Here is a 23,674-nt window from a genome sequence, read left to right as displayed (position 1 = left end):
AACTGTGGGAGCGGCGGTGCGACGATTCGACTTGCGCGCGAAAGCGCTGGGTCAGTCAGGAATGTATTGACTGACACTCCGCTTTCGCGAGCAAGCCCGCGCCCACATTTGCTCGGTGTGAACCCCTGTGATTTGCAATCGAACACCGCACCTCCTATATTTCCCGCCTGGCGCTCTCTACGCCACCTTCCGCGGAAAGGGCTGCGCCCAAGACCTTGCAACACTCTCTTTGTCTACGACTCCCCACCTTGAAGCGGAAAAGGTTTGTGCAAGGAGATCGTATGTCCCGTCACTTCAACACCAATGGCCGCCTCAACCTCGAGCAACAGCGCAAGCGTGCCAAGGAACTGTTGCCGCGCCTCAAAGCCCAAGACCCGAACGCCACCCTGTCCCAGGCTCAGTGGGAGATTGCCAAACAGCTAGGTTTCAGCAGTTGGCCCAAACTCAAGGCGCATGTGGATGCCATCGACTTCGCCAGCCGCCACCCCGACTTCGCAGCCAGCGATGAAGCCCGCACCACGCACTGGCGCTGCGGCAATGACATTGCCCGCAGCCTGCAAGTAGCCGGGTTCAAGGGGCAATTCCAGATGCTCAGCGATCCGCTGTGCATGGGCCCGGTTCGCGACGTGCCAGACGACGAATTCCGCGCCATGCGCAGCGCCTTTATCAGCCAGGCCTTTGCCATCGACGCCGCGCAGGTAACCCGCCGCGTCGCCGATGAATACGACCAGCTCGCCACGTTGGGCACCGCCGAGCACAGCGTGCTGTGGTGCGAAGCGGATGCCTACGACCAACTGTTCCTGATTCGCGCGCTCGCCGGGCTGGCGCAGGCACCGCGCAAGCTGGAGCTGATCGAAGTCGACCGTATCCCGGGTGTCGAACGCTTTATCGGCATCGGCCAGTTGGCCCCTGATGTACTCGCCTGGCTGTGGCCGCAGCGACGGCTGATCGGTGACGACGCGGTGCAATTGGCCAGACAAGCCTGGTCGGCGTATTGCGCACCGTCACCCGAGGCCTTGGCCAAGCTGGCCCACGGCACCCATGCCGCCCTGCCTTTGCTGGCACCCGCGCTGTTGCGCCAGTTGCAGGAATTGCCGGGTATCCGCGATGGCTTATCGCTGACCGAACGCCTGGCCCTGACCTGCATTGCCGAGGCCGGGCCAGTCCCCTTCGGCCGGGTGTTCGCCGAATTGATGAGCCAGCGCGAGCCGCTGCCCTTCCTGGGGGACATGATGTTTCATGCGCTGTTGCGGCCGTTGATCGATGGCGAGCAGCCCTTGCTCACCGAAACCGAGACGCACCAGGAGTGGCCACGACGCCCGCTGGCACTGACCCCATTGGGCCATGACGTGCTCAACGCACAGGCGTATTGGCCCGACCATGCTTCGCACGAGCGTTGGGTGGGCGGCACCTGCATCAGGCCCGGCAAACCTCATTGGACGGTGGATGCAAACAATCGTCCGGTGCGGCGTACTTGACCTTCAGCGCATAAAGCGAGGGTCTATAGACCGAGGTCGCCTGCCAGGCAGGCGATTTCAATGCCGCAGCAACTTGCGCAGCGGCACGCCGTCCTTGAGCACCGGGGACTTGATCACGATATAACTGAAGTACTTGGAAATGCCGATGTTCTTGTCCAGCAGGCTTTCGACCACTTCCTGGTAGTGCTGGATGCTGCGGGTCATGAAGCGCACCAAGTAATCGTAGCCGCCGCTGATCAAGTGGCATTCGAGCACTTCATCGACCAGGCGGATGTTGGATTCGAACTTGGCGAAGTCTTCGCGCTTGTGGTCGCTGAGGGTGATCTCGGTAAACACCGTGACCGAATCGGTAATCTTGGCAAGGTTCAAGTGCGCCTTGTAGCTGGAGATATAACCTGCCGACTCCAGCCGCTTGACCCGTTGCAGGCACGGGCTGGCGGACAGGCCCACGGCGTCGGCGAGGCTGACATTGGTCATCCGGCCGTCTTTTTGCAGTTCGACCAGAATGCTGATGTCGATCCGGTCCAGCTTGACTTGCCCTTCCATTGCGTACCTCTTGACTGCCGTTTGTAAGACAATCTTCTAGCAAAATCAGCGCCGTAAAGACAGCTGATGCTGCGCCACCAGATCCGCCATGCTGTTGATGCAGTAGTCCGCCGCGCACGGCGAAGGCTGCCGGGCGCGATGGCGGCCGATCAGGCAGCGGTCCAGCGCCACCTGCGTGCCGACCGATGGTCGAGTGATATGCAACGTCGGCTGCACCTCGGCGCCTTGGCGATTGAGCCATTGTGGGTCCTCGGCCAGGGAAATGAAGTCTTCCGGTGCAATCCCCAGCCGCTCGCACAACACGCCGCGGTCTTGCGCATCGCGGTCGCCGCGGACCAACAGGCGGTAGAACTTGCGCAAGTACAACATCGCGCCCGGCGCATCCTCGAACAATGACCAATTGCCTGCCGAACGGGCAAAGCTCATGCCCTCCTCCCAACTGGCGTGCTGCCCCCACGTCTCGGCGAGTTGGCGATGGGCGAAACACAACACGCCACTGAAGCCCAGCTCGGCGAAGCGCGGGTAGAGCGTGGCCACCACCTCGTTGAATTCGGCCAGCACCTGTTCCCTGGACGGCTGCCCGCCACGGTTGTCGAGCAGCGGTTGCAAGGCCGCCCACACCCCCGAGTCGCGGTCCACCAGCACTTCATCGCAATCGATCAGTAACGCTCGATAATCTGTCAGCCCCATGGTGGGTCAAGCCTCCTTGATGCGTTTGGCCCGTAACGGGCACTGCCTCAGTTCAAGACCCGTGCCAAGGCCGCGTCGAGAATCTGCAACGCTTCGTCAACCTGAGCTTCAGTGGTCACCAGCGGCGCGAGGAAGCGCAGCACGTTGCGGTATACACCGCATTTGATCACCAGCAAGCCACCGGCACGGGCGGCATCGATCACCTGTTGGTTGAGGTCGGCATCCGGGGTGCGCGCCGGGTCATTCTTGATCAGCTCGATGGCCAGCATGAAGCCGGTACCGCGTACATCGCCGATAACCGGATAGCGCGCCTGCAAACCGAGCAGGCCCTGGCGAAGGCGTTCGCCCAGCACCTGGCTGCGCGCCAGCAATTGCTCTTGTTCGAACGCATCGATCACCGCCAGCGCCGCCGCGCAGGCCAAGGCATTGCCGCCATAGGTGCCACCGAGACCGCCGGGCAGCGGTGCGTCCATGATCTGCGCCTTGCCGACCACCCCGGACAACGGCAAGCCGCCGGCCAGGCTCTTGGCCACGGTGACCAGGTCGGGCTGGATACCGGCGTGCTGGAAACCGAACCAGGTACCGGTGCGACCAAAGCCGGTTTGGATCTCGTCGAGGATCAACACGATGCCGTGCTTGTCCGCCAACGTGCGCAGCGCCTGGAGAAACTCCGGCGGCGCGGCGAGGAAACCGCCATCGCCCTGCACCGGCTCGATGAGGATCGCCGCCACGCGTTCCGGCGCCACTTGGGTCGCCAGCAATTCATCGAGGGCCTTGAGTGCGAGATCGCTGGTCACGCCGCGATACGCATTCGGGTAAGGCGTGTGGAACACTTCCGGCGCAAACGGCCCGAAGTTCTGTTTGTAGGGTTGGCTCATGCCCGTGAGCGTGGTGCCCAGCAAGGTACGGCCGTGGAACCCACCGCGAAAGGCGATGACCGCCGAACGATTGGTATGGGCACGGGCGATTTTCACCGCATTTTCCACCGCCTCGGCACCCGAGGTGAAGAACGCCGCTTTATAGGCCTCCTGCCCGCCGATCATTTCACACAGGCGCTGGGCCAGGTCGAGGTAAGGCTGGTAGGCCACCACTTGGAAACAGGCGTGGGACACCTTCTGCAACTGGGCTTGCACGGCAGCCACCACCTTGGGGTGGTTGTGGCCGATATTGAGCACGCCAATGCCGCCGACGAAATCCAGATAACGCTTGCCATCCACATCCCACAACTCGGCGCCCTGGGCGCGGTCGATCACCAGCGGGTGCGCGGTGACCAGCCCACGCGGCACGAACTGCTCGCGCTGACGGAGCAAATGAGGGGTTTCGTCGACTTTGCTGTTCATGGCATTTCCCATCGTGAGTCCGGCAACCGGGAGGTGGTTGCGATGCTCTCCAGATTACGGTGTGCGGGCAACGCACTACGCCGAACTTGCCCCGCAGGACATTCGTATCGACTGTTTTGCCCCCGCGTTTCAACAGATCCTGCGCCGGGCTTTGGGCGATGATGATCGCTACCCTCATCGCACAGGAAACCTCCATGGCCTTGCTCTACAAAGCCGACCCGGTACGTGGCCAACACTGGCAGGCGCTCTTTGCCGAACAGGCGCCGGATATTGCCTGGCGCGCCTGGCCGGACCTGGGCAACCCCGCAGAAATCGAATACCTCGCCGCCTGGACGGCACCGGACGATGTGGCGCAATTGCTGCCCAACCTGAAAGTGTTGTTTGCGCTGTCGGCCGGGGTCGACCAGCTCGACCTTTCGCGTTTGCCGCCTGATTTGCCCGTGGTGCGCCTGCTGGACCCCGGTATTACCCGTGGCATGTGCGAATACGCCAGTTGGGCGGTGCTCAGCCTGCACCGGGATATGTTGCGCTATCGCCAGCAACAGGTTGCGCGGTGCTGGCAGGCGCACCTGTTGCAGCCGGCGGCCAACCGCCGCGTGGGCGTGATGGGCTTGGGTGCCCAGGCGCAGCAGATTCTGGCGACACTAGCGCCGCTGGGGTTTGCCTTATCGGGCTGGGCGCGCAGTGCGCATCAGATCGCGGGGGTGGACTGCTACGCCGGTCAGCAGCAATTGCCGGCATTCCTGAGCCAGTGCGACATTCTGTTGTGTGTGCTGCCGTTGACGGAGCAGACCCAGGGGATTCTCAACCATCGCCTGTTTGACCAACTGCCCCGTGGAGCGGCATTGATCAACATGGGCCGTGGCGGACATCTCGTGGAAGAGGACTTGCTTACGGCGCTGGGGAGCGGGCAGTTGAGCGGCGCGGTGCTGGATGTGCTGCAGGAAGAGCCGGCACCGGCGAATCATGCGTTCTGGGATCACCCGCAGATTGTGCTCACGCCCCACATTGCGGCGATGACCCAACCGCACAGTGCGTTTGGGGTGTTGCTGGAGAATATCCGTCGGTTCGAAAGCGGTGAGCCGATGGTGGGTGAGGTGGATCGATCACTGGGTTACTGATGATCAAAATAGGGAGGTTGTCGTCGCCGACGATTACGCTCGCAGGTACAACCCAACTTCACCTGATATCGCCGGTTCCCTGTGGGAGCTGTCGAGCTTTAGCGAGGCTGCGATAGCGGTGGGTCAGGCGATAAAGATGTCGGCAGTACCGCCGCCTTCGCAGCCTCGCCGGGGCTCGACAGCTCCCACAGTTGATCTCTGTTGTTGCTGAGAGTGCGCTCGCAGGCACAACCCAACTTCATCTGACACAGCCGGTTCTCTGTGGGAGCTCCCGAGCTTTAGCGAGGCTGCGATAGCGGTGGGTCAGGCGACGAAAATACCAGCAGTACCGCCGCCTTCGCAGCCTCGCCGGGGCTCCACAGCTCCCACATTTGATCTCTGTTGTTGCTGAGAGTGCGCTCGCAGGCACAACCCAACTTCACCTGACACAGCCGAGCCCTTGTGGGAGCTGTCGAGCTTTAGCGAGGCTGCGAAAGCGGTGGGTCAGGCAATGAAGATGCCAGCAGTACCGCCGCCTTCGCAGCCTCGCCGGGGCTCGACAGCTCCCACAGTTGATCTGCGTTGTAGCAGAAATTGTGTTCGCAGGCACAACCGAGATCCCCCCGACAACGCAGATCTCTTGTGGGAGCTCCACATGGTTGACTGCGTTACAGCCTGGCTGCAATCGCCAGCCCTACCTCCTGTGTCGAACCCTTCCCGCCCAGATCCGGCGTAATCGGCCCGTCGGCAATCACCGCTTCGATCGCCTGCAGAATCCCATCATGCGCCGCCCGATAGCGTTCATCGCCATGGCCGAGGAAATCCAGCATCAACGCCCCCGACCAGATCATCGCTATCGGGTTTGCAATGTTCTGCCCGTAAATATCCGGCGCCGAGCCGTGCACCGGTTCAAACAGTGACGGAAACCGCCGCTGCGGATCCAGGTTCGCCGAGGGCGCAATGCCGATTGTCCCCGCGCACGCCGGTCCCAGGTCCGACAGGATGTCGCCGAACAGATTCGACGCCACCACCACATCAAACCGATCCGGTTGCAGCACAAACCGCGCGCACAAGATATCGATGTGCTGCTTGTCCCAGGCCACCTCGGGATAATTCGCCGCCATCAGCGCCGTGCGCTCATCCCAGTACGGCATGCTGATGGATATCCCGTTGCTCTTGGTCGCCGCCGTCAAGCGCTTGCGCGGGCGCGTTTGGGCCAGGTCAAAGGCAAACTTAAGAATGCGATCGACACCCCGCCGGGTGAACACCGACTCCTGCAGCACGAACTCATGCTCGGTGCCTTCGAACATCTTGCCGCCCACCGATGAATATTCACCCTCGGTGTTTTCGCGGATAACCACAAAGTCGATGTCCCCCGGCGCCCGCCCGGCCAGCGGGCATGGAACGCCGGGAAACAGGCGCACCGGGCGGATATTCACGTACTGGTCAAAGTCACGGCGGAACTTGAGCAGCGAGCCCCACAGGGAAATATGGTCAGGGACTTTGTCCGGCCAGCCCACCGCGCCAAAGTAGATCGCGTCGAAGCCCTTGAGCTGTTCGAACCAGTCCTCGGGCATCATCTGCCCATGTTCCAGGTAGTAGTCGCAATGGGCCCAGTCGAGCACTTCGATGCTCAGGTCCAGCGCCCAGACCTTGGCGGCCTGCTCCAGTACTCGCAGTCCTTCGGGCAACACTTCCTTGCCAATGCCATCGCCGGCAATCGCCGCGATTCTGAATGCCTTGCTCATGGATCACCCCTCATTAACTGTCAGTTCAGGCCGCCGATGTGGAAGGCTTTGACTTCAAGGTACTCATCCAGGCCGTACTTGCTGCCTTCGCGGCCCAACCCGGATTGCTTGATGCCGCCAAACGGGGCGATTTCCATGGAGATGATCCCGGTGTTGAGCCCGACCATGCCGAACTCCAGCGCTTCGCCGAAACGCCACGAGCGCTGCAGGTCCTGGGTGAAATAATAGGCGCCCAGGCCGTACGGCGTGGCGTTGGCCAGTGCGAGCGCCTGGGCTTCATCGGTAAAGCGCATCAGCGGCGCCACCGGGCCGAAGGTTTCTTCATTGGCCAGCAACATCCCGGCATGGGTGTCGCCGAGCACCGTGGGTTGCACGAACTGGCTGTCGCCGCTGGGGATCGCACCGCAGAGCAGCTTGGCGCCCTGGCCCAGGGCATCGTCGATATGCCGCGCGACTTTGTCGACCGCCGCACGGTTGATCAGCGGGCCGATGGTCACGCCGTCTTCCAGGCCGTTGCCGACCTTGAGCTTGCCCACCTCTTGCACCAGGCGTGCGGCGAAACGCTCATAAATCCCCGCCTGCACCAGGATGCGGTTGGCGCACACACAGGTTTGCCCGGCGTTGCGGAACTTGCTGATCATCACCCCCGCCACCGCCAGCTCCAGGTCGGCGTCGTCGAACACGATAAACGGCGCGTTGCCGCCCAGCTCCAGGCTCAGGCGCTTGATGTGCTCGGCGCTCTGACGCATCAACAGGCGGCCGACGGCCGTGGAGCCGGTAAAGGAGATCTTGCGCACCGCCGGATTGCCGGTCAGCTCCGCGCCGATGCCGGCGGGCAGCCCGGTGATGACGTTGAACACGCCCGCCGGTATGCCGACGCGGTCAGCCAGCACGGCCAGGGCCAGGGCCGACAGCGGTGTGAGGTCCGACGGCTTGACGATGATCGGGCAGCCGGCGGCCAGCGCAGGCGCGCACTTGCGCGTGATCATCGCGTTGGGGAAGTTCCACGGCGTGATCGCGGCGCACACGCCCACCGGTTGTTTCAACGTCAACAGACGGCGATCTCCACTGGGCGCCTGCATGGTTTCACCGTAGACCCGCCGCGCTTCCTCGGCGAACCATTTGACGAAGCCGGCGCCATAGCGCACTTCGCCCTTCGCTTCGTTCAGCGGCTTGCCCTGTTCGCTGGTCATGATCAGCGCCAGGTCGTCGAGGTTGTCGATCATCGCCTGGAACCAGCGCTCCAGCAGCGTCGCACGCTCCGCCGCAGGGCGTGCGCGCCAGGCGGGCCAGGCCTGTTCGGCGGCGTCGATGGCGCGGCGTGTATCGACCGCATCCATCGCCGGCACCTGCGCGAGCAACCGGCCGTTGGCGGGGTCGCGGATGTCCAGGGTGGCACCGCTGTCGGCGGCGATCCACTGGCCATCCACGTAGGCGAGTTCAGCCAGCAGGCTGGGGTCTTGCAAGCGATTCTTGAGCATGGTCGAGTCCTGATCCGAGACAGCTTCCAGTCTAGGGAACCGCCACGGATGAGGATGCCGAAAGCGCGGTTGAAGCAGCGTGCCATGCTGAAATTGCGCGCCGCACGGCAGGCTCTGCTAGGCCGTCAGCGAACCGAGCAAGCCTTGCAGGAAGCGCTCGCCGGCGTCCATCTGGCTGATCTCGATAAACTCGTCGGGCTTGTGCGCCTGCTCGATGGAACCTGGACCGCAGACCACCACCGGCACATCCAGGCGCTGCTTGAACAGGCCGCCTTCGGTGCCGAACGAGACCTTGGCAGTGCCGGTACCCGGCGCGGCGAATTGCCTGAGAAAGCGTACCGCCTCGACGCTGGGGTGGGTGTCGAGACCGGGGTAGACGTTGACGGTTTCGATCTCGATGGCCGCGACGCTGGAAAGTTTTTGCGCCTCGCGCACGATCACTTCGGCACGCTCGCGCATCTGCTCCAAGAACTGATCCAGGTCGTCGGCCGGCAAGTTGCGTACCTCGAAATCCAGACTGCACAGGTTAGGCACGATGTTCAGCGCCTTGCCGCCGACAATCTGCCCGACATGCACGGTGCTGTAGGGCACGTCGTAGTCGGTGTCCTGGGCGCCGTGGGTTTGCAGTTGCCGCTGGCTTTCACGCAGGGCGGCGATGAAGTCACAGGCCACATGGATGGCGTTGACCGAGCGCGGGGCCAACGACGAATGCGCCTCCTGGCCACGGCAGAGCGTGCGGTAGGAGGCCTTGCCCTTGTGGCCCAGCACAAACTGCATGTTGGTCGGTTCACCGATCACGCACAAAAACGGCCGCACCGGCGCCAGGTGCAGCACGTCGAGCAAGCGCCGTACGCCGACGCAACCGATCTCCTCGTCATGGGACAGGGCCAGTTGCAGCGGGCGGTTCAGGGTCTGGTCGGCAGCCTCGAGCATGGCGTCGATGGCCAGGGCGATAAAGCCCTTCATGTCGCAACTGCCGCGCCCGTAGATGCGCCCGTCCTGCACGGTGGCGGCGAAGGCGGGAAAGGTCCACGCCTGCCCCGCCGCCGGCACTACGTCAGTGTGCCCGGACAGCAACACCCCGGGTTGATCCTTGGGCCCGGTGCTGGCGAACAGGTTGGCCTTACTGCCGCTCTGGTCCTTGACGATCAACGACTCGATGCCCTTAGTCAGCAGCAGCTCGCGCACGTAGTCGATCAGGGCCAGGTTCGATTCGGACGACACCGTGTCAAAGGCCATCAGCCGTTTGAGAATCTCGAGGACGCGGGGTTTCATGAGGCCTGGCTCCGTTGTTCGGCAGGTAATGCGAACCGGGTGATTGAGAACGGCGCGATCGGGGTGCTGGTGCTGCCAGTGCTGAGCAGCTCGGCCATCACATCCCCCACGCCAGGGCCGAGCTGGAAGCCGTGGCCGCAAAAACCGAAGGCATAGAAGAGCCCGTCGACGGTGCCACTGGGGCCCATCACCGGCAGCGAGTCCGGCAGGTAGCCTTCGATGCCGCTCCACACACGGATAATGTTCAGGTTACCCACGCCCGGCAGCAGGCGACGCATCTGACTTACCTGATTGAGGATGCTGCGCGGCTCCACATAGGCGCGGCGGTTGAGCATGTCCGGCTTGCTGCGGTAACCGCCGCCGATGACGATATTGCCGCGCGGGATCTGGCGGAAGTAGATCACCTCTTCGGGGATTTTGGTGTACACACCGATCACCGTCGGCAAGGCGTAGGGCACCGGCTCGGTAACTGCCATTTGCGGGCCATGGGTATCCAGTGGCACCGGTTCGCCAAACTGCGCCGAGAGTTTCTGGCCCCAGGCGCCGGCGGTGATCAACAGTTGCGCGCCGTGGAACTGGCGGCCGTCGGTGGTGGTGACGTGGAAATCGCCGCCGACCTTCTGCACGTCGGCGACCTCGGTGCGCTCTTCAATCCGTGCGCCCAGACGCGTGGCGGCGCGGGCAAACGCAGGCGCCGCCAGGCGCGGGTTGGCATGGCCGTCGTGGGGCGCGTAGGAGCCGCCTTTGACGTCGGGGCCCAGAAAGCCGAAACGCTGGCGCAGCTCAGCGCCGCGATAGATCTGCAAGTCCAGTTGCGCCGCTTCCGGTGCGGCGGCATAGGCCTCCAGCTCGGCGATTTCGTCTTCGCGGTAACACACGCGCATGTGCCCGCTGGGGATGAATTCAAGGTCATCGTCGATCAGTTCCGGCAGGCGCTTCCACAGTGCCCATGAACGGTTGGCCAGGGCCAGTTGGCCGAGGAAGCGCCCTTGCCGCCGCACGTTGCCGAAGTTGACGCCGCTGGCGTACTGACCGATCTGGTCACGCTCCAGCAGGATCACCGACTGCCCGCGCCGGCGCAGGAAGAACGCGGCCGCCGAGCCCATCAGGCCTCCGCCGACAATCACCACATCGGCTTTTTGCACACTCATGGCGCGACCTCCTCGATCAGCATCGACAACGGCTTGACCGGCGCCTGGCCACGCTGGCGCCCGACTTCCTGCACTTGCACACCGGCGGCGGCGGCAATCACTTCGGCACCGGCCTGGGCGCAATAGCGCCCCTGGCAACGGCCCATACCCACGCGGCTGAACGCCTTGGCGCGGTTGACTTCACAGGCGCCCTTCTCGTTCACGGTGCGGCGCAGTTCACCGGCACTGATCATTTCGCAGCGGCACACGATGGCGCTGTCGGGCAGCGCCTTGGCCTGCTCGCTCGGCCACGGGAACGCCTGGGCCAGGCCAAGGCGAAATTGATCCATCACCGCCAAGGCTTGCTGTTGCCCCTCACGCAAAGCGCTGTTCACCGGTTGCTGCAGGTCCTCGAGCAACGCCAACGCCACCAGGCGCCCGGCGTGCTCGGCGGCGTCGGCGCCACGGATTTTCGCACCGTCGCCGGCTGCATAGACGCCCTTCACCGAGGTGCGGCCGGCGTCGTCGGTCGCCAGCCACCACTGGCTCGACGCCTGATCAAACGCCATGGCGCAACCGGCCAGGTCGCCCAACTGGGTCTCGGGCCGCAGGTGATAGCCCAGCGCGACGGCATCGGCCTGCACCGTCGCGGTCCGGCCGCTGCCGGTGGTGAAGCGCACGCCCATTACACCCTGGCTTGCATCGCCGAGTATTTGCAGCGGCTTGATCCCCAGGTGCACCGCCACCTTGGCGCGGTACAGCTGCGCCAGCAGCTTGATCCCGGTGAACAGCACGCCCGGACGCGCCAGCAATTTGGGCAAGGCCTTCAACCGCAGGCTCAGGGGCGATGTATCGAGCACCGCCGCCACCTCGGCACCGGCTTTGACATATTGGCTGGCAACCAGATACAGCAAGGGCCCGCTGCCCATGAACACCACCCGATGGCCGATGGACACGGCCTGGTTTTTCAAGGCGATCTGCGCGCCGCCCAGGCTGTAGGTACCCGCCAGGTGCCAGCCCTCGAGGGGCATCAAGCGATCGGTGGCGCCGGTGCAGAGGATCAACGCGTCGTAATCCACCGTGCGATGACGGCCCTGGCTCACGCAGCACAACTGCCCCGGCGTGAGGTTCCACACCAGGGTATCGGGGCGGTAGTCGATGGCCTCGCGCAGACGATCGAAACTCTGGTGCAGGTCGTCGGCCTTGGCGGCTTCGCTGCCGTACAGCGTGGCGTAGTCGCGGGTGAACCCTTCTGGCTGGCGACGGTAGATCTGCCCGCCGTCGCGGCGATTTTCATCGATCAGGATCGGTTTGATGCCGGCCGCCAGCAAGGTTTCGGCGCAACGCACGCCGGCCGGTCCGGCCCCGACTATGACTACCCGTGCAGTGGCCATGTTGCCTCCGGTTGTGTGGTGACAATGTCCAGCCCGTCACGGACTTCATTGGAACAGGCGCGCAGGCGTTCGCCGGCGCGGGTCCACACCCAGCAGTCCTGGCAGGCGCCCATCAGGCAGAAGCCGGCGCGGCGCCCGCTGTCGAATTCGGATTGGCGCAGCGCAGTGCCGTGAGTCAGCAGCGCGACCATCAGCGTGTCGCCCTGCAAGGCCTGGATGGGCGCGCCATCCACTGTCAGGCTGACCGCCGGCCGGCCCTGTTCGGCCAGCCTCACAAAACGCCCGTTCATGCATACGCTCCCAAGTTGATGGTGGTGGCGCCCTGCTGCGTGTCGCGCAACCGGGCGCTGTCGTGGTGGCAAAGAATTTCACCGCCGTTGTCCAGGGCGCGACGTTTCGGCGCAGTGCGGTTGCACAGGCCATCGACGCGCACCGGGCAGCGATCGAGAAAGGTGCACAGTTCCTGCACGTTGGCGCGCTCGCCTACCGGCGGCAGCGCGCCGCTGGTGGCGCCGCAGTGCTCCAGCCAACCCTGGCGCAATTCGGGCACCGAGTGGATCAGCAAGTCGGTATACGGATGGAACGGCGCCTCGGCAAACGACTGGCGGCTGCCGGCCTGCACTTTGTGGCCGCTGTACATCACCACAATGTCATCGCACAGCGCGCGCACGGTGGAGATGTCATGGCTGATGAACAGATACGACACGCCGAGTTGCTGGCGCAGGTCGCGCAGCAGTTCAAGGATCGCGGCGCCGACCACCGTATCCAGGGCCGAGGTGACTTCGTCGCACAGGATCAAATCCGGTTTGGCCGCCAATGCGCGGGCCAGGTTGACCCGCTGCTTCTGCCCGCCGGACAGTTCGTTGGGGCGGCGTTCGGCGAGCTCGCGGGGCAGGCGCACCAGGTCGAGCAGTTCGCCGATGCGCGATTGCAGCGCCGCGCCTTTGAGGCCGAAGTACATTTTCAGCGGCCGGCTGATGATGCTCGCCACGCTGTGCATGGGGTTGAGCGCGGTGTCGGCGTTCTGGAACACCATCTGGATCCGCCGGAACTGTTCCGGCGTACGCTCTGCGAGGCTGCCGCCCAAGGGTTGGCCGTCGAAGGTCAAGCCACCCAGGGCCGGCGTCAACAACCCTGCAACCACGCGGGCCAGAGTGGATTTACCCGAACCCGACTCACCGATCACACCGATGGCCTGGCCGCGTCTCACGGTCAGGTCGATGTCTTCCAGCACCCGAATCGACGGCATGCCGTGCATGTTCTTGTTGCCGTAACCGGCGGTAAGGCCGCTGATGGTCAGCAACGGTACGTCCTGGGCGATGCCGCATGGCGGGCGAAGGGTGGTGTCCGGGCGTGCGGCGGCGAGCAGGCTGCGCGTGTATTCGTGGGCTGGGGCCTGGAGCAGCGGCGCCGTGGCGCTTTGCTCAAGGATCTGCCCGCCATTGAGCACCACGATCTGGTCGGCCATTTGCGCGACGACCGCCAGGTCGTGGGACACGTACACCGCCGTCGCGCCACGCTCACGTACCACACGCTTGAAAGCGCGCAGCACGTCGATCTGGGTGGTCACGTCGAGCGCGGTGGTAGGCTCGTCGAGCACCACCAGCAACGGATCGCTGATCAGCGCCATTGCCGCCATCACCCGTTGCAGTTGCCCGCCGGAAACCTGGTGCGGATAGCGTCGAGCGATGCGTTCGGGGTCTGGCAGGGCCAGGTCGCGAAACAGCCCGATCGCCTTGGCGTGCAGCTCGGCGCGGGTGCCCAGGCCGTGAATCAATGCGCCCTCCACCACCTGGTCGATCAGCCTCTTGGCCGGGTTGAATGCCGCCGCGGCGCTTTGCGCGATATAGGACACGCGGTTGCCGCGCAGGCCTTGTAGCTGTTTTTCGCTGAGGACGAGCATATCGTGTTCGCCGACCTGCACCACCCCGCCGGACAAGCGACAGCCCCGCCGGGCATAGCCCAGCAACGCCAGGGCGATGGTGGTCTTGCCCGAGCCGGACTCGCCGATCAGCGCCAGCACTTCACCTTTTTCCAGGGAAAAACTCACGCCCTTGACGATTTCCACGTCGCCGCGTTCGCCACACGCGACCACGCGCAGGTCTTCGACACGAATCAATTCGGTCATTTCAATGGCCTCCCGTGCGGCGACTACGTCGGGACGACAGGTAGTCGATCAACAGATTCACACCGATGGTCAGCGTGCCGATGGCCAGCGCCGGAAGGATGATCGCCAGCGCGCCCTGGTTCAGCCCGCCGATGTTTTCGCGCACCAGCGAGCCAAGGTCAGCGTCCGGTGGTTGCACGCCGAGGCCGAGAAAGCTCATGCCGCTGAGCAACAGCACGATGTAGCCAAAACGCAGGCCCAGGTCGGTCAAGACCGGGTTGAGCATATTCGGCAGGATCTCCATGCACGCCACATACAGGCGCCGTTCACCCCGGGTGCGCGCCACCTGCACGTATTCCAGGGCCTCGATGTTGACGGCCATGCTGCGGGCCACGCGGAACGAACCGGGGATGTAACTGATGACGGCGGTACAGATCAGCAGCGTGACGGACGAGCCAAAGGCCGAGACCATGATCAGCGCGAGCATTTTGCTCGGGATCGAGATGAAGGCATCCATGATGCGGCTGATGATTTCGTCCAGCCACTTGGGCGAGACCACCGACAACAGCGCACAACCGGTGCCCAGGGCACTGGCCAACAATGCCGCGATCAGCGCCAGGCCGACTGTGAAGCGCGCGCCCACGAGCACGCGGCTGAGCATGTCGCGGCCCAGGTAATCGGTGCCGAACGGATGGGCAAGGCTGAAGCCTTCGAAAATGTTGTCGGACACAACCTCACCCACCGGGTGCGGCGCCAGCCAGGGGCCGAACAGCGCCACCAGTAACCAGGTCACGCACACCACGGCGCCCAGCAGCCCAAGCCACGACGGGCCGCTGGAAACCTTGGCGAGTGCCAGGGCCGACGAGACAGGCTTTGACTTCGCAATGAGCGTGTTCATTGGTTTCTCAGCCTCGGGTTGGACAGGATTGCGCACAGGTCGGCGAGCAGCACCAAGGCCAGGTAGGCCGCGCAGAACAACATGGTGCAGGCTTGCACCAGCGCCATGTCACGGTTGGTCACGGCATCGACCATCAAACTGGCGATGCCCGGATAGTTGAAGATGGTTTCGACGATAACCACACCCCCCAGCAGGTACGACAGGCTCAGGGCAATGGCGTTGGCAATCGGCCCGATCGCGTTGGGCAAGGCATGACGCAACACGATGCGTATCGGGCTGACGCCCTTGAGCCGGGCCATTTCCACGTAGGGGCTGTCGAGCTGGTCGATCACGGCGGCGCGGGTCATGCGCGCCATCTGTGCCACGATCACGCAACACAGGGTCATCACCGGCAAGGCATAGGTGCGCATGAATTGCAGCGGCGAGGTGATGTCGCTGGCGTAAGACAGCGCCGACAGCCAACCGAGGTTGACCGCGAAGATCAGCACCGCCAGGGTGGCCACCAGGAACTCCGGCACCGCCACCATCGCCAGGGTCACGAAGCTCAGGCAGCTGTCGATACGCCCGCCGCGGCCCATCGCCGAGCCGATGCCGAGCACCAGCGCCACCGGCACCGACACCAGTGCCGTTGCGCCTGCCAGCATCAGCGTGTTGGGCACCCGCCCCGCCATCAACTCACCCACCGGCATCGCGTTGGACACTGACACGCCCATGTCGCCGGTGAGCAGGCTCATCAACCAGTGCAGGTAGCGCAACACACCGGGCTGGTCCAACCCCAGTTTCAGGCGCAGTGCCGCCACCTGTTCAGGGGTTGCGAACTGGCCGAGGGATTGTTGCGCCGCGTCCCCCGGCAGTACGGCCGTGATCGCAAACACGACCATGGACACGATCAACAGGGTCACGACCCCGGCGCCGAAGCGCCGGCCGATCAACCACAGGGTATTGCTATTCATCGCACTGCCCTCCTCACGCGTCCAGCCACACCTGCTCGGCGAACATGTAGCCCATGAAGCCGCCCAGCGGGTTGGCGTCATAGCCTTTGATGCGCTGGTCGACGCCGTCGATGTTGCTGATGAACACCGGCACGCCGATACCGCAGTGGTCGTGCACCAGGGCCTGCATGTCGCCGTACATCCTGGCGCGCTTGGCATCGTCGGTTTCGCCACGGGCCAGCATCAGCAGTTGGTCGAACTGCTCGTTCTGCCAGCCGGACTCGTTCCACGGCGCCTTGGACTGGAAGAACTGCGAGAACATCACGTCGGCGTTCGGCCGTGGGTTGATGTTGCCGAAGCTCAACGGGTGCTTCATCCAGTGGTTGGACCAGTAGCCGTCACTGGGCAAGCGGTTCACGTTCAGGGTGAGCCCGGCCTGTTTGGCCGATTGCTGCAACAGCACGGCGATGTCTACCGAGCCGGTGGCGGCAGGCGACGCCATGACGGGCATGGTGATTTTTTCCATGCCGGCCTTCTTCAACAGGAACCTGGCTTTTTCCGGGTCGTAGACCGTCTGCGGCAGATCGGTGTTGAAGTAGCGCGAACCCGGCGCGATCGGATGGTCGTTGCCGACCACGGCAAAGCCGCGGAACACCGCGGACTTCACCTGTTCACGGTCCAGCAGCAGCTTCATGGCCTGGGTGAATTCAGGGCTTTTGCCGGGCAACTGGTCCTGGCGGATGATCAAGTCAGTGTAGTTGCCCGACGGCGCATCGACGACGCGGTGTTTGGCACTGGCGGCAATGCGCGTGGTGGAGCGCGGGTTGACCTCGTTGATCATGTGCACGTCGCCGGACAACAGCGCATTGACCCGCGACGGCTCGTCGCCGATGGCAATGAATTCGATTTCGTCGAGGTACGGCAGGCCCGGTTTCCAGTAATTCTTGTTGCGCACCGCAATCGAGCGCACACCCGGCTTGAATTCGCCGACCGTGAACGGCCCGGTGCCGATGCCTTTGCTGAAGTCGGTGGTGCCTTCGGGCACGATCAACAGGTGCGACACGGCGAGGATCGACGGCAGCTCGGCGTTGGGCGCGCTGAGGCGGATCTGCACTTCGTTCGGGCCGCTGGCCTTGATCTCGGCGAACTGCTCCATCAGCGGCATGACTTTGGAGCCGGTGAGCGGGTCCTTGTGACGGCTGAGGGAGAACACCACGTCGGCTGCGGTGAGGCTCTTGCCGTTGTGGAAGGTCACGTCCTTGCGCAGGGTGATGGTCCACAGCGTGGCGTCGGTGTTGTCGATGCGCTCGGCCAGTTGCAGTTGCGGCACCAAATGCTTATCGAAACGGGTCAAGCCGTTGTAGAACATGAAGTGGCGCACGTAGTCGGTGGACAGTGCGCCCTTGGCCGGGTCGAGGGTATCGGCGGTGGAACTGGACATGCCGGCGACGCGGATCTTGCCGCCTGGCTTGCCCTTGCTTGCCTGCGTTGCTTCATCTGCGAACAACTTGCCGGCGGCGCCGAACAGGCTGCCTGCGCCAGCCGCGGCGACACCCGCCACGCCGAGCATCTGCAGGGCGTTGCGGCGCGACATGCCACGGTTGAGGCTTTCGAATACCCGCAGGCTGTCCTGGCCGGAGATAAGCTCGGGGGTGTTTTTGTTGTCAGTCATATCAAGGCTACCTGTCGATAATCGGAAGAATCGAGTGCTACGGATGTCCGTAGCGTCCTGGAAACACAAACGACGGTGACGCAACAACGGCGACTCAGTGCACATAGTCCTGGAAGCGGTAATAGGCCCCCACAAAGGGCAGGAACCACGGCTTGCCGAAATGCCCTGGGATCGCCGGCCAGTCCAGTTCGCCCCACGGGTTGGCCGCCGTGTTGCCGGCCATGACCTCGGCCATCACCTGGCCCATGTGCACCGACATCTGCACGCCGTGGCCGCTGTAGCCCATGGAATGGAACACGCCGCCATGCTGGCCGGCGCGGGGCAGGCGGTCGGACGTCATGTCCACCAGCCCGCCCCAGCAGTAGTCGATCTTCACGCCGGCCAATTGCGGGAACATGTTCAACATCGCGGCCTGCAGCACCTTGCCGCTCTTGGCGTCGGAGACGCTGTCGGACATGGCAAACCGCGCACGCCCGCCAAACAGCAGGCGGTTGTCCGGGGTCAGGCGAAAGTAGTTGCCGATCATGCGGCTGGTCACATAAGCCCGGTGTTGGGGCAGCAGTTGATCGATCAGCGCTTGGGGCAAGACTTCGGTGGCGATGACAAAACTGCCCACCGGCACGATCCGTCGGCGGTACCAGCCCAGGTCGCCGTGCTGGCAAGCGCCCGTCGCCAGCAGCACTTGCCCGGCATGCAGCGAGCCCTTGGCGGTGTTGACCTGGTAGCCGCCGGCCTGGGGCTTCCAATCCTTGACCGCGATGTGCTCGTAGATCATCGCGCCGCGTCGCGCCGCCGCTTCTGCCAGGCCGACGCCAAAGCGGCCGACGTGCATCTGCACGCCGTTGCGCTGCAACAAGCCGCCGTGGAACTGCGCCGAATTGACTTCGGCACGGGCCTGCTCGGCGCTCAGCAACTCGACATCGGCATCCACCTCCCGGCGGATCAACTCGCAGGTACGGGCCAGCCCTTCGTAATGCATCGGCTTGGCCGCCAGCTTCAGCTTGCCGTTGCGTACCAGGTCGCAGGCGATCGCTTCCTGCTCGACCAACGAAACCACGCTGTGCACCGCACTTTCATAGGCCTGGTAATAGGCGCGTGCCTTGGCCGCACCGAGGCTGGCATGCAGCCCGGCATAATCTTGGGCCACCCCGGTGTTGCACTGCCCACCGTTGCGCCCCGAGGCCTCACCGATCACCCGCCCGGCGTCCAGCACTACCACGCTGGCGCCCTTGAGCGCCAATGCCCGCGCCGCCGCCAGGCCGGTGAATCCAGCGCCGACGACAGCCACGTCGACCTGCCCGGGCAAGCCACCCGGTTGGGTACCGGTAAACGCCGGTGCGGTGTCGAGCCAATAGGATTCACTGCCCATGTCGTGCCCTCGAGGTGCGCGTTTACAGACCGACCAACGCCGGCAAGCCACCGATATCGGTGATCTGCTGGTAACCGTAGAACGCATTGCCCGGTACTTCGTGGCCACGGGCAACGAAAGCCTTGTTCTTGATTTTCATGTCGTGGGCCGGCATCAGGTCGTAACGGAAGCTGGAAGACACATGCAAGATGTCGTCCGGTCCGCAGCCGAGGTTGTCGAGCATGAACTCGAACGCTGCCAGGCGCGGCTTGTAGGCCTGTGCCTGTTCAGCGGTAAACACCTTATGGAACGGCGCGCCAAGCTTGGCGACGTTGGACATGATCTGGCTGTCGCTGGCGTTGGAGAAAATCACCAGCGGGATCTTGTCGGCAATCTTCGACAGACCGGCCGGCACATCCGCATGGGGGCCCCAGGTCGGCACGGCGTCGTAATACAACTGGCCTTCTTCGCGATAGTCGATACCCCAGCGCTTGCAGGTACGCGCCAGTGCGGTCTTGAGAATCTCGTCGTAGGGGCGCCAGTCGCCCATGACCTGGTCGAGGCGGTAGGCCGAGAAGTCCTTGACGAACTGGTCCATCTGCTCGGGCGTGACGCGGTCGGCGAACAGCTCGCGGGTCATGGTGCCCATGTGGAAGTTGGTCAGCGTACCGTAGCAGTCGAACGTAATGAATTTGGGACGAAGAAAGCTCATTGAGTGCGGTCCTGAAGTCAGTTGAGTGTGGCAAGCGTTCGCTGCCCTGGCGGCGCGTCGGCCTCGTTGCAGCACAGCTTCATTACACCACTGTGAAATCAGCATATGCCGTCTAAAACGACCTGCGCTCAATACAAACCACCGTTTTGGTGGCCGGCCTCAGCAGACTTTGCGGTGCGCGCCAGGCTTGGGCAGGGCCTTTGTTTGTGCGCTTTTAAGGGGCTTTCCGGTGGCAAAGGCTTAAGAATGGGGGGTGTGGGCGGCAGAAAGTGTGGCGGATTGCTCGACCTGCCCTGTAGTGAGCGGGCTTGCCCCGCGCTGGGGGGCGAAGCCGCCCCAAACCGGGCGACTCGGTTTTATCTGTAAATCGGCGGTGACTGCATTAGGGCGGCTTCGCCACCCAGCGCGGGGCGAGCCCGCTCACTACAAAGCATTTGCTGCTGCGCACCCGCACCAATTAAGTAGCAACTGTGGCCGCGCCTCGCACAGCCCGAGGAATCTACCGAATGTACCCGCCCCTCTTGCCAGCCTTCAGACCAGATGGGATACAAGCAGCCAGCGACACACAAACCACGCAAAACGGAGGCTCGCCATGTCCGCCCTGCCACACCCCGCTTATACCTACCGTCCAATGACAGTGGCCGACCTGCCCGCCGCCCATGCCTTGTCGGTGCAGCTCAAATGGCCCCATCGCCTGGAAGACTGGGCGATGTTGCAACGGGTCAGCGACGGCTTCGTGGTGATGGACGGCGATCGCCTGATCGGCAGCGCCTTCACCTGCCCACAGGGCGATTACGCGAGCATCGGCCTGGTGATCGTCAGCAACGACTACCAGGGCCAAGGCATCGGTCGTCGTTTGATGGAAAAGGCCCTTGCCGCCTGCGATTCACGCACGCCCCTGCTCAACGCCACCCTCGCCGGCGCGCCGCTGTATGCCAGCCAGGGCTTTGTCGAGTATGGCCGGGTCCAGCAGCATCAAGGCCAGGCGCTGGTGCCCGACCTTGCGGCCTTGGCACCCGGCGAAAGCTGCCGTGCGCTGGGCGCTGATGACCACGCCACGCTGCTGGCCCTGGCCAAAGCCGCCAGCGGCCTGGATCGCCGTGAGGTGCTGCGCGACCTGCAGGTCGAACACGCCGTCGGCATCGAGCGCGACGGCCAGTTACGCGGCTTCGCCCTGCTACGCCCGTTTGGCCGTGGCCGCTGCATCGGTCCGGTGGTGGCCGAGAACCTCAACCAGGCCAAACACCTGATCGCGGCGCTACTGGCGCAGGTCCCCGACACCTTCGTACGCATCGACATCCCCGTGGCGTGTGGCCTCAGCGACTGGCTCGAGCAAGCCGGCTTGAAGAACATCGACACCGTCGCACAGATGGCCCTCGGTACACCGCCCCAGGCCAGCCAGGGCGTGCAGCCTTTTGCCCTGATCACCCAGGCGATCGGCTGACTTCCCTCACGGAGCACTACCCATGTCATTACCCCAGATCCTGCTGTTGGCACGCGCCGATGGCAGCCGCATTGCCACGTCCTTCAACCACGCAGCGCTGAGCGCGCTTGATCCGTTCGGCGACAGCCGCCAACTCGCCTGGCTGGGCGATGACGGTGTGTCCGCGGGCAGGGTGCGGTTCAGCGGTAACACCGTGATTGAAGACTTCCCCCACAGCGAGACATTAGTGGTGCACGCCGGCCATGTGGTGCTCAGCAGCGCGGGACAAACGTTGCAGCTGGGCGTCGGCGCAAGCGCCGTGATCGGCCGGGGTACCCAGCTTACCGTGCAGGCGAACGACCACAGTGAATGGGCGTTCTGCGCCCTCAACCTGGCCGACGCTCCGGCCCGCCCCGGCCTGACCTTTCTCGACCCCTGCACCCTGCTCAACCCCTCGGCCGCCCCGGAACCGGCGATCCTGATCGGCCCAACGCCGCAGTGCCGCGCGCTCAACCTGTTCGACGACGCGACCACCGAGTTGCGCATCGGCATCTGGGACTCAACGCCCTACACCCGCCACGGCCGCCCGCACAAACTGCATGAGCTGATGCACCTGCTCGAAGGCAGCGTCACGTTGCAGGATGACCAGGGTAGAGACATGACCGTCAACCCCGGCGACACGGTTTTCGTGGCCAAAGGCGCACCGTGCGCCTGGGAGAGCACGGTTTATGTACGCAAGGTGTATGCGGTGAAGTGAGCGGATCAGCGCGATCCGATCACACCTTCGACGCCTCTCACATACCGAGCCGGATTCAGCAGAATATTCCTTGCAGGCTTGAACTACGGCATCTTTCGCCTGGGTGGTTTTGTTAGCGTATCCAGACGCCCGGCCCCGCTGTTCGCAGCGCTTATCACCGCTCCAAGGAGCCCGTTGGATGACCACACACTCTTCGAATAGCGACAGCGTTGATCTGCCAACGTCCCAGCAGTTTTACATCAACGGCCGTTGGACGAACCCTGCCGTCCCGGCCAGTTTGCCGGTGGTCAACCCGGCCACTGAAGAGGTGGTGGCGCAGGTGGCGCGCGGCTCGGCCGAGGATGTGGACCGCGCGGTCGCGGCGGCGCGTGCAGCGTTCCCTGAGTGGTCTGCTCGCTCCGTCGAGTCGCGCGCGCACGTCATCGGGAAAATCCATGAGCTGATCCTTGAGCGCAAAGAAGCACTGGCGCAGGCCATTTCGCTCGAGATGGGTGCCGCCATCGGTTTTGCGCGAGCCATGCAGGTGCCGCTGGCGGCCGAACACGTTCGCGTTGCACATGACCTGTTGTCCAGCTATCGCTTTCGCACGGTTGAGAACGGTACTGCGATTGAACGCGAGCCCATCGGGGTGTGCGGCCTGATCACGCCCTGGAACTGGCCGCTGTACCAGATCACCGCAAAAGTCGCACCGGCCATCGCCGCCGGGTGCACCGTCGTCTTGAAACCCAGTGAACTGTCGCCCCTGAGCGCCCTGCTTTTTGCACAACTGCTGCACGACGCAGGCGTGCCGCCCGGCGTGTTCAACCTGGTCAACGGCAGCGGCCCGGAAGTGGGCGCTGCCATCGCGGCCCACCCGGACATCGATATGATTTCCATCACCGGCTCGAACCGCGCCGGTGCGCTGGTTGCGCAGGCCGCCGCCACGACCGTGAAGCGGGTCACACAGGAGTTGGGCGGCAAGTCGCCGAACGTGCTGTTGCCCGACGCAGACTTCGCCAAGGCCGTGCCGCTGGGCGTGCTGTCGGCGTTTCGCAACGTCGGGCAGTCGTGCAGCGCGCCGACCCGGATGATCGTGCCCCGGAACCGCCTGGCAGAGGTCGAAGCCCTGGCGGCGCAGACTGCGAATGCACTGATCGTCGGTGAACCGCAATTGGAGGCGACCCAATTGGGCCCGATAGCCAACGAAGCACAATTCAATCGCGTTCAAGCGATGATCCAGGCAGGTCTCGATGAAGGGGCAAAACTGCTGTGCGGTGGGCCCGGACGCGCGCCGGATTTTGCAAAGGGGTTCTATGCAAGACCGACGGTATTCTCTGAAGTGACCACGGCCATGCGCATCGCCCAAGAGGAAATATTCGGCCCGGTGCTCTGCCTCATTGCGTATGACACGGTCGATGAAGCGGTCGCGATCGCCAACGACACGGTCTACGGGCTGGGCGCCCATGTTCAGGGGCAGGACCTTGACCTTGCACGTGCCGTCGCGTCGCGCATCCGGGCCGGGCAAGTGCACCTGAACTACCCGGCCTGGAATCCCCTGGCGCCCTTCGGTGGCTACAAGCGCTCGGGGAATGGCCGGGAGTACGGTGTCTTTGGTTTTGAGGAATACCTGGAAACCAAAGCCATCATCGGCTTTGACTGAGTGC

The 23,674-nt window shown here is 63.9% G+C and carries 20 protein-coding genes; 5 read left to right on the top strand and 15 right to left on the bottom strand.

All coding sequences use genetic code 11. From position 1 onward, the window contains the following. Positions 1 to 281 precede the first annotated feature (281 nt). Complete coding sequence (locus tag ACLH0H_RS19285; RefSeq protein WP_411379223.1) at positions 282 to 1,478, top strand: DUF1835 domain-containing protein; 1,197 nt, start codon at positions 282 to 284, stop codon at positions 1,476 to 1,478. A gap of 57 nt (positions 1,479 to 1,535) precedes the next feature. On the opposite strand, the gene ACLH0H_RS19280 is transcribed toward ACLH0H_RS19285, so the two are convergent. The 3 genes from ACLH0H_RS19280 to gabT are packed head-to-tail and all read right to left on the bottom strand — an operon-like array spanning position 1,536 to position 4,054. Beyond that, positions 1,536 to 2,024, bottom strand: coding sequence for an Lrp/AsnC family transcriptional regulator (locus ACLH0H_RS19280; RefSeq protein ID WP_010449292.1), 489 nt, complete (start codon positions 2,022 to 2,024; stop codon positions 1,536 to 1,538). Positions 2,025 to 2,069: 45 nt separating this feature from the next. Next, positions 2,070 to 2,714, bottom strand: coding sequence for a 2-haloalkanoic acid dehalogenase (locus tag ACLH0H_RS19275; RefSeq protein ID WP_411379222.1), 645 nt, complete (start codon positions 2,712 to 2,714; stop codon positions 2,070 to 2,072). Positions 2,715 to 2,761: 47 nt separating this feature from the next. After that, on the bottom strand, positions 2,762 to 4,054 hold the full coding sequence (gene gabT / locus ACLH0H_RS19270) for a 4-aminobutyrate--2-oxoglutarate transaminase (RefSeq protein ID WP_411379221.1): 1,293 nt from the start codon (positions 4,052 to 4,054) through the stop codon (positions 2,762 to 2,764). A gap of 194 nt (positions 4,055 to 4,248) precedes the next feature. Between gabT and ACLH0H_RS19265 the strand changes: the two genes are divergently transcribed. Then, the gene (locus ACLH0H_RS19265) at positions 4,249 to 5,175 is read left to right on the top strand and encodes a 2-hydroxyacid dehydrogenase (RefSeq protein WP_411379220.1); all 927 of its coding nucleotides are present in this window, start codon (positions 4,249 to 4,251) and stop codon (positions 5,173 to 5,175) included. A 647-nt stretch (positions 5,176 to 5,822) separates the two neighbouring features. Here ACLH0H_RS19265 and ACLH0H_RS19260 read toward each other — a convergent pair. The 12 genes from ACLH0H_RS19260 to ACLH0H_RS19205 all read right to left on the bottom strand — a co-directional run bounded on the left by ACLH0H_RS19260 (position 5,823) and on the right by ACLH0H_RS19205 (position 19,851). Next, positions 5,823 to 6,902 (bottom strand): tartrate dehydrogenase, encoded by a 1,080-nt coding sequence (locus tag ACLH0H_RS19260; RefSeq protein WP_411379219.1) that lies wholly within the window; start codon positions 6,900 to 6,902, stop codon positions 5,823 to 5,825. A gap of 20 nt (positions 6,903 to 6,922) precedes the next feature. Further along, positions 6,923 to 8,383 (bottom strand): NAD-dependent succinate-semialdehyde dehydrogenase, encoded by a 1,461-nt coding sequence (locus ACLH0H_RS19255; RefSeq protein WP_411379218.1) that lies wholly within the window; start codon positions 8,381 to 8,383, stop codon positions 6,923 to 6,925. 117 nt (positions 8,384 to 8,500) lie between these two features. After that, complete coding sequence (gene argE / locus ACLH0H_RS19250; protein ID WP_411379217.1) at positions 8,501 to 9,658, bottom strand: acetylornithine deacetylase; 1,158 nt, start codon at positions 9,656 to 9,658, stop codon at positions 8,501 to 8,503. Then, positions 9,655 to 10,809, bottom strand: a complete 1,155-nt coding sequence (locus ACLH0H_RS19245) for an NAD(P)/FAD-dependent oxidoreductase (protein WP_411379216.1) — start codon at positions 10,807 to 10,809, stop codon at positions 9,655 to 9,657. Before ACLH0H_RS19245 ends, argE begins: the two co-directional genes overlap by 4 nt. After that, a complete protein-coding gene (locus ACLH0H_RS19240) occupies positions 10,806 to 12,182 on the bottom strand; it encodes an FAD-dependent oxidoreductase (RefSeq protein WP_411379215.1) in 1,377 nt (458 codons plus the stop codon). Before ACLH0H_RS19240 ends, ACLH0H_RS19245 begins: the two co-directional genes overlap by 4 nt. Then, complete coding sequence (locus ACLH0H_RS19235) at positions 12,164 to 12,472, bottom strand: (2Fe-2S)-binding protein (protein ID WP_076950950.1); 309 nt, start codon at positions 12,470 to 12,472, stop codon at positions 12,164 to 12,166. Before ACLH0H_RS19235 ends, ACLH0H_RS19240 begins: the two co-directional genes overlap by 19 nt. After that, on the bottom strand, positions 12,469 to 14,310 hold the full coding sequence (locus tag ACLH0H_RS19230; protein ID WP_411379214.1) for an ABC transporter ATP-binding protein: 1,842 nt from the start codon (positions 14,308 to 14,310) through the stop codon (positions 12,469 to 12,471). The genes ACLH0H_RS19235 and ACLH0H_RS19230 overlap by 4 nt, the downstream gene beginning before the upstream one ends. Before the next feature lies 1 nt (position 14,311). After that, positions 14,312 to 15,187, bottom strand: a complete 876-nt coding sequence (locus ACLH0H_RS19225) for an ABC transporter permease (protein ID WP_411379213.1) — start codon at positions 15,185 to 15,187, stop codon at positions 14,312 to 14,314. Further along, positions 15,184 to 16,140, bottom strand: a complete 957-nt coding sequence (locus ACLH0H_RS19220) for an ABC transporter permease (protein ID WP_076950953.1) — start codon at positions 16,138 to 16,140, stop codon at positions 15,184 to 15,186. The genes ACLH0H_RS19225 and ACLH0H_RS19220 overlap by 4 nt, the downstream gene beginning before the upstream one ends. 13 nt (positions 16,141 to 16,153) lie before the next feature. Continuing rightward, positions 16,154 to 17,791, bottom strand: coding sequence for an ABC transporter substrate-binding protein (locus ACLH0H_RS19215; RefSeq protein WP_411379212.1), 1,638 nt, complete (start codon positions 17,789 to 17,791; stop codon positions 16,154 to 16,156). A 94-nt stretch (positions 17,792 to 17,885) separates the two neighbouring features. Beyond that, positions 17,886 to 19,160 (bottom strand): NAD(P)/FAD-dependent oxidoreductase, encoded by a 1,275-nt coding sequence (locus tag ACLH0H_RS19210; protein WP_411379211.1) that lies wholly within the window; start codon positions 19,158 to 19,160, stop codon positions 17,886 to 17,888. 22 nt (positions 19,161 to 19,182) lie between these two features. Then, the gene (locus ACLH0H_RS19205) at positions 19,183 to 19,851 is read right to left on the bottom strand and encodes a haloacid dehalogenase type II (protein WP_411379210.1); all 669 of its coding nucleotides are present in this window, start codon (positions 19,849 to 19,851) and stop codon (positions 19,183 to 19,185) included. 592 nt (positions 19,852 to 20,443) lie between these two features. On the opposite strand from ACLH0H_RS19205, the gene ACLH0H_RS19200 reads away from it, so the two are divergent. From ACLH0H_RS19200 to ACLH0H_RS19190, 3 genes are all read left to right on the top strand, one after another. Beyond that, positions 20,444 to 21,295: a GNAT family N-acetyltransferase gene (locus tag ACLH0H_RS19200; protein ID WP_411379209.1), complete on the top strand. Its 852-nt coding sequence runs from the start codon at positions 20,444 to 20,446 to the stop codon at positions 21,293 to 21,295. Between the two features lie 22 nt (positions 21,296 to 21,317). Further along, the gene (locus tag ACLH0H_RS19195) at positions 21,318 to 22,031 is read left to right on the top strand and encodes a cupin domain-containing protein (RefSeq protein ID WP_411379208.1); all 714 of its coding nucleotides are present in this window, start codon (positions 21,318 to 21,320) and stop codon (positions 22,029 to 22,031) included. Between the two features lie 178 nt (positions 22,032 to 22,209). Next, positions 22,210 to 23,670, top strand: a complete 1,461-nt coding sequence (locus tag ACLH0H_RS19190; RefSeq protein WP_411379207.1) for an aldehyde dehydrogenase family protein — start codon at positions 22,210 to 22,212, stop codon at positions 23,668 to 23,670. The last annotated feature ends 4 nt before the right edge of the window (positions 23,671 to 23,674 follow it).

Source organism: Pseudomonas sp. MPB26 (genome assembly GCF_046605355.1).
Taxonomy (GTDB): domain Bacteria; phylum Pseudomonadota; class Gammaproteobacteria; order Pseudomonadales; family Pseudomonadaceae; genus Aquipseudomonas; species Aquipseudomonas cedrina.
This window is presented reverse-complemented; position numbering and strand designations above follow the sequence as displayed.

What these genes read in the sequence shown, in the direction of transcription:
- ACLH0H_RS19215 (WP_411379212.1), bottom strand. Translation starts at nt 17,791, where the DNA reads ATGACTGACAACAAAAACACCCCCGAGCTTATCTCCGGCCAGGACAGC.
- ACLH0H_RS19190 (WP_411379207.1), top strand. Translation starts at nt 22,210, where the DNA reads ATGACCACACACTCTTCGAATAGCGACAGCGTTGATCTGCCAACGTCC.
- ACLH0H_RS19285 (WP_411379223.1), top strand. Translation starts at nt 282, where the DNA reads ATGTCCCGTCACTTCAACACCAATGGCCGCCTCAACCTCGAGCAACAG.
- ACLH0H_RS19200 (WP_411379209.1), top strand. Translation starts at nt 20,444, where the DNA reads ATGTCCGCCCTGCCACACCCCGCTTATACCTACCGTCCAATGACAGTG.
- ACLH0H_RS19235 (WP_076950950.1), bottom strand. Translation starts at nt 12,472, where the DNA reads ATGAACGGGCGTTTTGTGAGGCTGGCCGAACAGGGCCGGCCGGCGGTC.
- ACLH0H_RS19225 (WP_411379213.1), bottom strand. Translation starts at nt 15,187, where the DNA reads ATGAACACGCTCATTGCGAAGTCAAAGCCTGTCTCGTCGGCCCTGGCA.
- ACLH0H_RS19240 (WP_411379215.1), bottom strand. Translation starts at nt 12,182, where the DNA reads ATGGCCACTGCACGGGTAGTCATAGTCGGGGCCGGACCGGCCGGCGTG.
- argE (WP_411379217.1), bottom strand. Translation starts at nt 9,658, where the DNA reads ATGAAACCCCGCGTCCTCGAGATTCTCAAACGGCTGATGGCCTTTGAC.
- ACLH0H_RS19205 (WP_411379210.1), bottom strand. Translation starts at nt 19,851, where the DNA reads ATGAGCTTTCTTCGTCCCAAATTCATTACGTTCGACTGCTACGGTACG.
- ACLH0H_RS19265 (WP_411379220.1), top strand. Translation starts at nt 4,249, where the DNA reads ATGGCCTTGCTCTACAAAGCCGACCCGGTACGTGGCCAACACTGGCAG.
- ACLH0H_RS19230 (WP_411379214.1), bottom strand. Translation starts at nt 14,310, where the DNA reads ATGACCGAATTGATTCGTGTCGAAGACCTGCGCGTGGTCGCGTGTGGC.
- ACLH0H_RS19275 (WP_411379222.1), bottom strand. Translation starts at nt 2,714, where the DNA reads ATGGGGCTGACAGATTATCGAGCGTTACTGATCGATTGCGATGAAGTG.
- ACLH0H_RS19280 (WP_010449292.1), bottom strand. Translation starts at nt 2,024, where the DNA reads ATGGAAGGGCAAGTCAAGCTGGACCGGATCGACATCAGCATTCTGGTC.
- ACLH0H_RS19195 (WP_411379208.1), top strand. Translation starts at nt 21,318, where the DNA reads ATGTCATTACCCCAGATCCTGCTGTTGGCACGCGCCGATGGCAGCCGC.
- ACLH0H_RS19245 (WP_411379216.1), bottom strand. Translation starts at nt 10,809, where the DNA reads ATGAGTGTGCAAAAAGCCGATGTGGTGATTGTCGGCGGAGGCCTGATG.
- ACLH0H_RS19210 (WP_411379211.1), bottom strand. Translation starts at nt 19,160, where the DNA reads ATGGGCAGTGAATCCTATTGGCTCGACACCGCACCGGCGTTTACCGGT.
- ACLH0H_RS19260 (WP_411379219.1), bottom strand. Translation starts at nt 6,902, where the DNA reads ATGAGCAAGGCATTCAGAATCGCGGCGATTGCCGGCGATGGCATTGGC.
- ACLH0H_RS19220 (WP_076950953.1), bottom strand. Translation starts at nt 16,140, where the DNA reads ATGAATAGCAATACCCTGTGGTTGATCGGCCGGCGCTTCGGCGCCGGG.
- gabT (WP_411379221.1), bottom strand. Translation starts at nt 4,054, where the DNA reads ATGAACAGCAAAGTCGACGAAACCCCTCATTTGCTCCGTCAGCGCGAG.
- ACLH0H_RS19255 (WP_411379218.1), bottom strand. Translation starts at nt 8,383, where the DNA reads ATGCTCAAGAATCGCTTGCAAGACCCCAGCCTGCTGGCTGAACTCGCC.